We start from the raw sequence: 9,776 nt of genomic DNA, 5'->3' as shown, positions 1-9,776 counted from the left end.
TCGCCGCCTGAGAACACGAACCTTCACATGCCCGGAGCATGCCGCCAGAGAATTTCCACAGCATTCGCGACACGACCCTGGCCGCTCGTGTAGTGGTGGGACAAATCAGAAGGAACTCGTCTGCGGAAGTAGAAGACGCCGTTCTTCCAGAAGGTGTGGTTCGGTGTTTTGTGCTCCAGCATGTGCTACTCTCGCCCTCTCCATCGAGAAAGCTGAGGCAAAACAACTGCTTGAACTGAAGCTTGGCGCACCCGACAGGATTCGAACCTGTGACCTCTGCCTTCGGAGGGCAGCACTCTATCCAGCTGAGCTACGGGTGCTTCGCGACAGGATATAGCGGCGGGTGGCGGCGGCTGCAATCGGAAAGGCATGTCCACGGCTTGTCTGTGGTCCGGGGCATGGCTTGCCGGGACAGAGCGGAGTTCGCCCGCAAGCGTTCTGCGCCGAGGATGGCGTATGTGGTCCGCCGCGCTGTTTGCAAGGCGTGATGCCGGTTTGCGGGCCATGCCCGCAGTGCAGAACTTTCCCCGCGGGGAAGATTTCGGCTATAGAAAAGCCTGCCCGGTCCCTGACGATCGGGCGGGTTACGGGTGTTCGGGCGGTACTACCGGGCGGCCAGGGTTTCGGCGGGTCGCTGGGGCCGCTCGGGTCAATGGATTGAAGATGCAAGAAAAATGATGAAACATCAAGCGCATAGACTATCCGTCGCGCCTATGATGGACTGGACGGACCGCCATTGCCGGTATTTCCACAGGCTGATGAGCGGGCAGAGCCTGCTTTACACCGAGATGGTGACCTCGGCGGCGCTGGTGCGGGGGGAGGCGCGGCATCTGTTGGCCTTTGACCCGGCCGAGCATCCGGTGGCGGTGCAGCTTGGCGGCTCGGACCCGGCCGAACTGGCGCAGGCCACGCGGATGGCCTGTGACGAGGGGTATGACGAGGTGAACCTGAATGTCGGCTGCCCGTCCGACCGGGTGCAGTCGGGCGCGTTCGGGGCGGTTCTGATGAAGTCGCCCGCTCTGGTGGCCGAGTGCGTGGCGGCGATGCGGACGGCGGCCAGTGTCGAGGTGACGGTGAAATGCCGCATCGGCGTGGACGATCAGGAGCCGCGCGACATCCTGCCCGGGTTTCTGGAAACCCTGCGCGCGGCGGGGGTAAGCCGCTTTGTCATCCATGCGCGCAAGGCGTGGTTGCAGGGGCTGAGCCCGCGGGAGAACCGGGATATTCCCCCGCTGGATTACGATCTGGTGCTGGACATGAAGCGCGCCTTTCCCGACCTTGCGATCTGCATCAATGGCGGGATCCAGTCGCTGGACGAGGCGCGGCGGCTGCTGGAGGCGGGGCTTGACGGGGTGATGGTGGGGCGGGCGGCCTATCACGATCCGGCGGCGATCCTTCTGGGCGCGGATGCGGCGATCTTCGGGCAGGACGGGCGGTGCCGCACACGCGCCGAGGTGGTGGCCGCGATGCGCCCCTATATCGCGCGCCATCTGGCCGAGGGCGGGCGGCTGCACAACATCACCCGCCACATGCTGGGGCTGTTCGCGGGCCAGCCCGGCGCGCGGGCCTGGCGGCGCATCCTGTCCGAAGGGGGGGTGCAGCCCGGCGCGGGGCTTGATGTGCTGGACGCGGCCCTTGCGGCGCTGCCGCGGGCGGCCTGATCGCGCTGGCGCGGCCGGCCCCGCTGGGCTAAGGGCAGCCAAGCCACCCGGAGACCGCCATGCCCGAGCTTTCGCTGATCCTGCCGATGCTGGCGCTGCTTCTGGCGATCGGGGCGGTGGCCGGGGTGATCGCCGGGCTTCTGGGCGTCGGCGGCGGGCTGATCCTGGTGCCGGCCTTCTTCTATGCTTTCGGCGCGCTGGGCTATGACAGCCCGCAGATCATGCAGATCTGCCTGGCCACCTCGTTGTCCACGATCATCGTGACCTCGGTCCGCTCGGTGCTGGCGCATCACGCCAAGGGGGCGGTCGACTGGACGATCCTGCGCGGCTGGGCACCGGGGCTGATGCTGGGGGCGGTGCTGGGCGTGCTGGTGGCGGCGGGGCTGCGGTCGGTGGTGTTGCAGGGCATCTTCGGGGTGCTGGGCGTACTGGCGGGGGGCTATCTGGCCTTTGGCCGCGCGACATGGCGGCTGGGAACGGCGATGCCGGGGGGTGCGCTGCGCGCGGCGCTGTCTTCGGGCGTGGGGTTCCTGGCGGTGCTGATGGGGATCGGCGGCGGGCTGTTCGGGGTGCCGCTGATGACGGTCTATGGCCAGGCGATCCACCGGGCGGTGGCGACGGCGGCGGGGTTCGGGCTGCTGATCGCGGTGCCCTCGGTGATCGCCTTTTTGCTGGTCGACATCGCCCCCGAGGGGCGGCCGCCGCTGACCATCGGGGCGGTGAACCTGCCTGCCTTTGCGGTGATCGTGGCGATGACGCTGCTGACAACGCCGCTGGGCGTGCGGCTTGCCCACCGGCTGGACCCCAAGCCCTTGCGCCGGGTCTTTGCGGTTTTTGCCATCGTGGTGGCGGGCAACATGCTGCGCAAGGCCGCTGGCTTCTGAGCGGGCCGCGCCGCTGCGTCCCGCTTTCCATCCCCGCCCGCCGCGCTAGTCTGGCGCCAGGGTGCAGCGTGAGGAAACCGGCCATGGTCTATGAGGTGATCGAGTACCGCGCGGCGGACGGGATCGGGGTGCTGACGCTGAACCGGCCCGAGGTGATGAACGCGCTGAACACAAGGATGCGGGCCGAGATCCTGGATGCCGTGCGCCACGCGCCCGAGGATGCCCGCGTTCTGGTCATCACCGGGGCAGGGCGGGCCTTTTGTTCGGGGCAGGATCTGGGCGACGGGGCCAATGTCGCCGATATCGACCTGGAACGCACCCTGCGCGACGAATACGAACCGATGCTGCGCGCGATCTTCGATTGCCCGATCCCGACCATTGCGGCGGTGAATGGCCCGGCGGCGGGGGCGGGGGCGAACCTTGCGCTGGCGGCGGATGTGGTGATCGCGTCCGAGGCGGCGATCTTTCTTCAGGCCTTTACCCGGATCGGGCTGATTCCCGATGCGGGCGGCACCTATTGGCTGCCGCGGCAGGTGGGGTTTGCGCGCGCGATGGGGGCGGCACTGTTCGCCGAGCCCGTGCCCGCGCGTCAGGCCGCCGATTGGGGCATGATCTGGGAGGCCGTGCCCGAAGATGGCTTTGCGACACATTGGCGCACCCGCGCGACCCAACTCGCGCAGGGGCCGACCGTGGCCTACGCCAAGCTCAAGCAGGCGATCCGCCAGTCCTATGCAAATGACCTTGAAGGACAATTGTCGCTTGAGGCGTCCTTGCAGGGCGCGTGCGGCGCGACCCGGGATTTCAAGGAGGGTGTCGTGGCCTTTCTGGAAAAGCGCCGCCCGCGCTTTGAAGGGCGCTGAGCAGCCCGGATCGCACCCGCCGGATCACGAAATGACCACGGGCGCGCCATTCTTTGCCTGAAACACTGCTGGATCATTCGTTTCGCGCCCCTGTCGGCGTGCCTGTCCTGTTGTCGCAAACAGGTCGCGACGCGGAAAGGTCGATCAAATCGACCACGTTTTCGCGCCGTTCCGGGGACGGCATTAGGACTGCGTTAATTTGCACTGCGTAGTCATCTTTGAATTGAAAAGGGGGTTTGCATGTCCTCTGAACTGCTGCACGAGCTATCTGGAATTGATCTAGGCCGCGCGGACGAAATTGCGCCGCTTCTGTCCGCAGAAATCGCAGCGGGCGGCGATTACCGGATCGTTACCTCGGACTGGGCGCGCTGCGATCTGGCCGGGATCGCGGTGCTGCTTTCGGCACTGGTCACCGCCGCACAGCGCGGCGCACGCCTGTCGGTGGTGATGCCGTCGGGCGGGCTGGTCGAGACAAGGATGCGCGCCTGCGGCATCGACCCCGCCCGGCACCTGCACTTCGACGGGACTTGCGCGACGGGCCTTCCCCTCGAACAGAGTCAAGGAGTTTGACGCATGTCCAAGACCATTCTCATCGTCGACGATTCGCCCTCGGTCCGGCAGATGGTGCGCAAGGCGCTGACCGGCGCGGGCTATCAGGTGATCGAGGCCGGCGATGGCGAACAGGCGTTGTCCGAACTTGACCGCGCCCGCCCCGATGCGATCCTGACCGACCAGAACATGCCGCGGATGGACGGGCTGACCTTCATCCGCACCTTCCGCACCCGCCCGGCCGCGCGCGGCGTGCCCATCGTGTTCCTGTCGACCGAAACCCGCGACGACCTGCGCCAGGAGGCCAAGGCCGCCGGTGCGCTGGGCTGGATGACCAAGCCCTTCGATCAGACACAGCTTCTGAGTGTCGTCAAAAGGATGGTGGGGGCATGACCGGGGACGACGATGCCGATGCCGTCTTCCTTGCCGAGGCGGCGGATCTTCAGGCCGGGATCGAGCGCAACCTGCTGAACCTTGCCGATGCGCCGGATGATCGCGCGCTGATCGACGCGCTGTTTCGCGACCTGCACACGCTCAAGGGATCGGGTGCGATGTTCGGCCATTCCGAACTGGCGCAGTTCCTGCATGGCTTCGAAACCGCGTTCGAGGGGTTGCGCGCGCCGGGTGGCCGGGCGGGCGAGGCGCTGATCCGTGTCGCGCTGACCGCCTGCGACCAGATCGGCGCGCTGCTGGCCGATCCGCTGGCCGCAAGCCCCGGCAATGCCCCCATCCTTGAGGCGCTGGCCGCTGCGCTTGGCGGCCAGGACGCTGCCGCAGCCCCCGCGGGCGAGGGGTGGCGCATCGTCTTCGGCCTTGGCCCCGATGCGCTGGGGCTCGGGCTGAACCTGCCCGCGCTGCTGGACGAGCTTGGGGATCTTGCGCCGGGACGGGTGCAGGTTGGCTGCGACCTGTCTGCCCTGCCGCCGCTTGACGCGCTGAGCCCGCAGGCGCCGCCGATCACATGGACCGTGCTGATCGCGGCCCCGGTAGAGCGCGCCGCGATCGACGAGGTGTTCCTGTTCCTTCAGGACCAGTTGAGCCTGACCATCGAGCCGCTGGGCGGCGTACCGGCCACGACCGCGCCAGATGCCGCGCCCGACGCCGCCCGCGCCAGCCCCGAAAAGCGCTCCGCCGGGCCGGGCGATCACACCACGATGCGCGTGGCCACCCAGCGGCTGGACGAGATCATGGACCGCGTGGGCGAACTGGTGATCGCCGAGTCGCGGCTGCATGACCTGTCGCTGGCACTGCGCGACCCCACGCTGATGGCGGTGGCCGAGGATATCCGCCGCCTGGCCGCGGGCATGCGCGAAACCACGATGTCGATCCGCATGGTGCCCATCGGCAACCTGTTCGGCCGCTTTCGCCGGCTGGTGCATGACCTGTCCCAGCAACTGGGCAAGCCCATCGAATTCGTCTCGACCGGCGGCGAGACCGAGTTGGACAAGACGGTGATCGAGGTTCTGACCGACCCGCTGGTGCATATCCTGCGCAACGCCGCCGATCACGGGCTGGAAACGGGCGAGGACCGGGTTGCCGCGGGCAAGTCGCGCTCTGGCACGATCACGCTGAGCGCGACCCATGCCGGGGCCGAGGTGCATATCCGCATCCATGACGACGGTCGCGGGCTGAACGATGACCGCCTGCGCGCCCGCGCCATCGAGCGCGAATTGCTGCCGCCGGGCTCGACCGTCACCGGCCCCGATCTGTACCGGCTGATCTTTGAACCCGGCTTCTCGACCGCCGCCACGGTGACCGAGCTTTCGGGCCGCGGCGTGGGCATGGACGTGGTGCGCAGCGCCATCCAGGGCCTGCGCGGGCAGATCGATGTGGACAGCGAACCGGGCCATGGCACCACCGTCACGCTGCGCCTGCCGCTGACGCTGGCCATTGCCGACGGGCTTCTGGTCGAGGTGGGGGGCGAGCGGTACTCGATCCCGGTCTCGGCGGTCGAGGAATGCGTGGAACTGCCGCCCGATCTGGTCGCGAGCGAGGGCCGCTCGAACTTTCTCGATATCCGCGGCGATCTGGTGCCCTTCCTGCGGCTGGCCGATGTGTTCCAGACGCCGGGTCCGCGGTCGCAGTTCCAGAAGGTCGTGATCGTTGCCGGGACGAATGGCCGGGTGGGGCTGGTGGTCGACCGGATCGTGTCTAACGCCCAGACCGTCATCAAGCAGCTTTCGCGCGTTCATGCCGGACTGAAATCGTTCTCGGGCGCCACGATCCTTGGCGATGGCAAGGTCGCGCTGATCCTGGATGTCGGGCACCTGATCTCGCTGGGCCGGACGCTCGAGGACCGGACCCGCCTCATGGAAGGAGCCGCCTGATGCAGGTCGTGACCCTGACCCTTTCGGGCGAGACGCTGGCCGTTCCGACCCGGATGCTGCACGAAATCCTGGAACCCGTGCCGGTGACGCGGGTGCCGCGCGCCGGGCGCTTTGCCTCGGGGCTTGTCAATGTCCGCGGGGCGGTGATCCCGCTGACCGATCTGCGCGTCGCGCTGGGGATGAAACAGGCCGAGCCCGACGAACATACCCGCATGCTGGTGCTGGACGTGCCCGTGGCGGGCGAGGCGACCACGGTCGCGGTCATCGCCGACCGGGTGCTTGACGTGACCGAAATCGACGATGCCGCGGTGGGCGACATCCCCGAGGTGGGCATGAAATGGCCCCCCGAATTCCTGTCCGGCATCGCCCGAACCGATACCGGTTTCGTGATCCTGCCGGATCTGGAGCGGATCTATGCCGCCTCGCTTTCCAATGCCCCCGGCACCCCCCAATTCGAGAAGGACCTCTGAAAATGCGCCTTACGATCAAAGTCAAACTCGCCGCCGCCTTTGCGGCGCTTGTCGCGATGTCGGCGGTCGGCATCGGGCTTTTGCTGATGGATCTGTCGAACCTGAACAGCCGTCTGGACGGGATCGTCCAGAACGAGGCCAAGCGCATCGAACTGACCCAGACCATCGTCGCCGAGCAGTTGCGCGTGCAGCGCAACGTGCGGGAATACCTGCTGTCGGACGATGCCGCCGTCAGGGAGCAGATCAAGGCCGCCCTGACCCGCGGGCGCGAGGCGCATGGCAGATATGTCGAAGAATACCGCGCGCTTGCCACCGCAGAGGGCCGCGCCGATGCCGATTCCTATCTGGGTGCCTACGCCACGCTCAGCGGGATCTCGGGCCGCGCCATGGAGCTGTCCGATGCAGGCCAGCAACAGGATGCCTACCGGCTGGTGGCCGGCGAGGGGCAGCAGATCTGGCATCAGATGGAGGCGATCCTGGACAGCATGTTGCAGCGCAACCTTTCGATGATGGGCGTTTCCGTCGCCGCGGCGCGCGGCGAGTATGAAAGCGCCCGCCTGCTGGCCCTGACGCTTCTGGCGGTGGCGACGCTGCTCGGTACCGGCATCGCGACCTGGATCCTCGTCTCGATCGGCCGCGGGCTGAACCGTGCCAATGTGCTGGCCCGCGCGGTGGCCGATGGCGACCTGACCCAGACCGCCGAGGCGCGCGGCAATGACGAGATCACCGATCTGCTGGGCGCGCTGAACCGGATGGCGGAAAAGCTGCGCTCGGTCGTGACCGAGGTCAACGGCGCCGCGCGCAATGTTTCGTCGGGGGCCGAACAGATGGCCGCGACCTCGGAAGAACTGAGCCAGGGGGCGACCGAACAGGCGTCCTCGACCGAGGAGGCGTCTGCCTCGATGGAGCAGATGGCCTCGAATATCGAAAAGAACGCCGAGAACGCCAACGAGACCGAGAAGACCGCGCGCAAGGCCGCCGTCGATGCCCGCGAAAGCGGCGCGGCGGTCCGCCAGGCGGTCGAGGCGATGCAGACCATCGCCGAAAAGATCATGGTGGTGCAGGAGATCGCGCGCCAGACCGACCTGCTGGCGCTGAACGCCGCGGTCGAGGCCGCGCGCGCGGGCGAACATGGCCGCGGCTTTGCGGTCGTCGCCTCCGAGGTGCGCAAGCTGGCCGAACGCAGCCAGAGTGCCGCGGGCGAGATCTCGTCGCTGTCGGCCAGCACGGTCAAGTCGGCCGAGATGGCGGGCGAGATGCTGGCCAGCCTCGTGCCCGATATAGAGCGGACCTCGCAGCTTGTCACCGAGATCTCGCGCTCGAACCAGGAACAGGCGACCGGCGCGAGCCAGGTCAACATGGCGATCCAGCAACTCGACAAGGTCGCGCAGGAAAACACCTCGGCCTCCGAAGAGTTGTCGGCCACCGCCGAGGAACTGGCCAGCCAGGCCGAGCAGCTGCAATCCGCGATCGGCTATTTCCGGGTGACCGACGCCAAGGCTCCAGCGCGTGCGCCCGCGCCCGCCCGCAAGGCGCCCGCGAAGAAATCCAAGCCGATGGGCTTCGATTTCGATCTGGGCAAGGAAGGCGACGAGCTGGACGCGCAGTTCATGCGCGACTGGAAGAAAGAGAGCGCGGCATGACCGGGATCGGCCAGGTCGTGACCCTGGGCGTCGGGGACGAGCGGTTCGCCGTTCCCGTCGGCCGGGTGCAGGAAATCCTCGACCGGCGGCGGATCACGCGCATTCCCAACGCGCCCGCGCATGTCATGGGCGTGATCGACGTGCGCGGCGCGGGCGTGTCGGTGGTGGATCTGCGTGCGGTTCTGGGCCTGCCGCGTGCGGCGGATGACGACGCGACGCGCATTGTCGTGCTCTGGGTCGAGACCGGCGAGCGGCGCGCGCAGGTCGCGCTGCGTACCGACCGGGTCTTTGAGGTGGCGGCGTTCGACAATGACCGCGTCGAGCCGGTGCCCGAAGCCGATCTTCTGCACTGGGACCACCGTCTGGTCCGGGGCATCGGACGGCGCGAGGGCGAATTCGTCACGCTGCTCGACCTGGACCGGCTGTTTCTGGCCTATCCCATGGCGGCCCCCGCCAGCCACGCGGTGGCCTGATCCGAAGGATGGCAGACATGGCCGAAACCCTGAACCCCGAACGCCCCGCCCCCGAGGCAGCCCCCCTGCGCCCGCAGGCCGGGGCCGGGGACGATGCCTTCGGACGCTTCGCGGCCTTTGTCGAGGCCGAGATCGGGGTCCGTCTGCCGCCGTCCAAGCGCATGATGGTGGCCGGGCGGTTGCGCCGGCGGATGACCGAACTGGGCCATGCCACGCTGGACGACTATATCCGCCACCTGTTCCGCGATGGCGCGCTGGAGGCCGAGCGCACCGAGATCTTTGACGCGGTGACCACGAACAAGACCGACTTCTTCCGCGAGCCCGCGCATTTCCGCCACCTTTCGGACAGCGCGCTGCCCGAGGCGATCGCGCGGCGGCGCGACGGTCGCCAGCCGGTCAAGCTGTGGTCCGCCGCCGCCTCGACCGGGGCCGAGGCCTGGACGATGGCGATCTGCGCGGCCGAACATGCCCGCGTCAGCGGCCCGTTCAACTGGGCGATCCTGGCCACCGACATCAATACAAGGGTGATCCGCGACGCCCGCCGCGCCGTCTATCCCGATACGATGCTGGCCCCGGTGCCTCCCGACCTGCGCGCGCGCTGGATGATGCGCGGCTGCGACGACCAGAGCGGACAGTGGCGCATCGTGCCCGAACTGCGCCGCCACGTCTGTTTCGCGCAACTGAACCTGCTTGATGCAAGCTATCCGCTGGAACGCGATATCGACATCGTCTTTCTGCGCAACGTGCTGATCTATTTCTCGGCCGAGGATCAGGCCCGGATCGTCGGGCATGTGGCGGGTCATCTGGTGCCCGGCGGCATCCTGTATCTGGGCCATTCCGAATCGATGATCGCGCAAGGCGCGGCGCTGGTCCAGATCGCACCGGCGACCTTCAGAAGGGTGGACTGAC

Annotated in this window: 11 protein-coding genes and 1 tRNA gene; 10 read left to right on the top strand and 2 right to left on the bottom strand. The window is 67.7% G+C overall.

Annotation, left to right across the window (positions count from 1 at the left end; all coding sequences use genetic code 11):
- Positions 1-23 precede the first annotated feature (23 nt).
- Positions 24-182: a DUF6538 domain-containing protein gene (locus GH815_RS04820; RefSeq protein ID WP_153747610.1), complete on the bottom strand. Its 159-nt coding sequence runs from the start codon at positions 180-182 to the stop codon at positions 24-26.
- Between the two features lie 61 nt (positions 183-243).
- Positions 244-320: transfer RNA gene (locus GH815_RS04815), tRNA-Arg, on the bottom strand.
- Positions 321-674: 354 nt separating this feature from the next.
- Here GH815_RS04815 and dusA point away from each other — a divergent pair.
- From dusA to GH815_RS04765, 10 genes are all read left to right on the top strand, one after another.
- Entirely contained in the window at positions 675-1,661 is a 987-nt protein-coding gene (gene dusA / locus GH815_RS04810) for a tRNA dihydrouridine(20/20a) synthase DusA (RefSeq protein ID WP_153747609.1), read from the top strand.
- A 59-nt stretch (positions 1,662-1,720) separates the two neighbouring features.
- A complete protein-coding gene (locus tag GH815_RS04805) occupies positions 1,721-2,545 on the top strand; it encodes a sulfite exporter TauE/SafE family protein (RefSeq protein WP_153747608.1) in 825 nt (274 codons plus the stop codon).
- Positions 2,546-2,628: 83 nt separating this feature from the next.
- The gene (locus GH815_RS04800; RefSeq protein WP_153747629.1) at positions 2,629-3,405 is read left to right on the top strand and encodes an enoyl-CoA hydratase-related protein; all 777 of its coding nucleotides are present in this window, start codon (positions 2,629-2,631) and stop codon (positions 3,403-3,405) included.
- Between the two features lie 240 nt (positions 3,406-3,645).
- A complete protein-coding gene (locus tag GH815_RS04795; protein WP_153747607.1) occupies positions 3,646-3,975 on the top strand; it encodes an STAS domain-containing protein in 330 nt (109 codons plus the stop codon).
- Between the two features lie 3 nt (positions 3,976-3,978).
- Positions 3,979-4,347: a response regulator gene (locus GH815_RS04790; protein ID WP_153747606.1), complete on the top strand. Its 369-nt coding sequence runs from the start codon at positions 3,979-3,981 to the stop codon at positions 4,345-4,347.
- On the top strand, positions 4,344-6,281 hold the full coding sequence (locus GH815_RS04785; protein ID WP_153747605.1) for a chemotaxis protein CheA: 1,938 nt from the start codon (positions 4,344-4,346) through the stop codon (positions 6,279-6,281). The genes GH815_RS04790 and GH815_RS04785 overlap by 4 nt, the downstream gene beginning before the upstream one ends.
- Complete coding sequence (locus tag GH815_RS04780; protein WP_153747604.1) at positions 6,281-6,751, top strand: chemotaxis protein CheW; 471 nt, start codon at positions 6,281-6,283, stop codon at positions 6,749-6,751. Before GH815_RS04785 ends, GH815_RS04780 begins: the two co-directional genes overlap by 1 nt.
- A 2-nt stretch (positions 6,752-6,753) precedes the next feature.
- Positions 6,754-8,394, top strand: a complete 1,641-nt coding sequence (locus tag GH815_RS04775; protein WP_153747603.1) for a methyl-accepting chemotaxis protein — start codon at positions 6,754-6,756, stop codon at positions 8,392-8,394.
- Entirely contained in the window at positions 8,391-8,867 is a 477-nt protein-coding gene (locus GH815_RS04770; protein WP_153747602.1) for a chemotaxis protein CheW, read from the top strand. The genes GH815_RS04775 and GH815_RS04770 overlap by 4 nt, the downstream gene beginning before the upstream one ends.
- 17 nt (positions 8,868-8,884) lie before the next feature.
- Positions 8,885-9,775: a CheR family methyltransferase gene (locus GH815_RS04765; RefSeq protein WP_153747601.1), complete on the top strand. Its 891-nt coding sequence runs from the start codon at positions 8,885-8,887 to the stop codon at positions 9,773-9,775.
- Position 9,776 lies beyond the last annotated feature (1 nt).

Source organism: Rhodovulum strictum, from assembly GCF_009649175.1.
Lineage (GTDB): Bacteria > Pseudomonadota > Alphaproteobacteria > Rhodobacterales > Rhodobacteraceae > Rhodovulum > Rhodovulum strictum.
The sequence above is the reverse complement of the archived record's forward strand: the minus strand, read 5'-3'. Positions and strand labels throughout refer to the sequence as shown.

Excerpts from the sequence above, each read along its gene's own strand:
- GH815_RS04780 (WP_153747604.1), top strand. The coding sequence starts at position 6,281 with ATGCAGGTCGTGACCCTGACCCTTTCGGGCGAGACGCTGGCCGTTCCG.
- dusA (WP_153747609.1), top strand. The coding sequence starts at position 675 with ATGATGAAACATCAAGCGCATAGACTATCCGTCGCGCCTATGATGGAC.
- GH815_RS04785 (WP_153747605.1), top strand. The coding sequence starts at position 4,344 with ATGACCGGGGACGACGATGCCGATGCCGTCTTCCTTGCCGAGGCGGCG.
- GH815_RS04775 (WP_153747603.1), top strand. The coding sequence starts at position 6,754 with ATGCGCCTTACGATCAAAGTCAAACTCGCCGCCGCCTTTGCGGCGCTT.
- GH815_RS04800 (WP_153747629.1), top strand. The coding sequence starts at position 2,629 with ATGGTCTATGAGGTGATCGAGTACCGCGCGGCGGACGGGATCGGGGTG.
- GH815_RS04795 (WP_153747607.1), top strand. The coding sequence starts at position 3,646 with ATGTCCTCTGAACTGCTGCACGAGCTATCTGGAATTGATCTAGGCCGC.
- GH815_RS04770 (WP_153747602.1), top strand. The coding sequence starts at position 8,391 with ATGACCGGGATCGGCCAGGTCGTGACCCTGGGCGTCGGGGACGAGCGG.
- GH815_RS04820 (WP_153747610.1), bottom strand. The coding sequence starts at position 182 with ATGCTGGAGCACAAAACACCGAACCACACCTTCTGGAAGAACGGCGTC.
- GH815_RS04765 (WP_153747601.1), top strand. The coding sequence starts at position 8,885 with ATGGCCGAAACCCTGAACCCCGAACGCCCCGCCCCCGAGGCAGCCCCC.
- GH815_RS04790 (WP_153747606.1), top strand. The coding sequence starts at position 3,979 with ATGTCCAAGACCATTCTCATCGTCGACGATTCGCCCTCGGTCCGGCAG.
- GH815_RS04805 (WP_153747608.1), top strand. The coding sequence starts at position 1,721 with ATGCCCGAGCTTTCGCTGATCCTGCCGATGCTGGCGCTGCTTCTGGCG.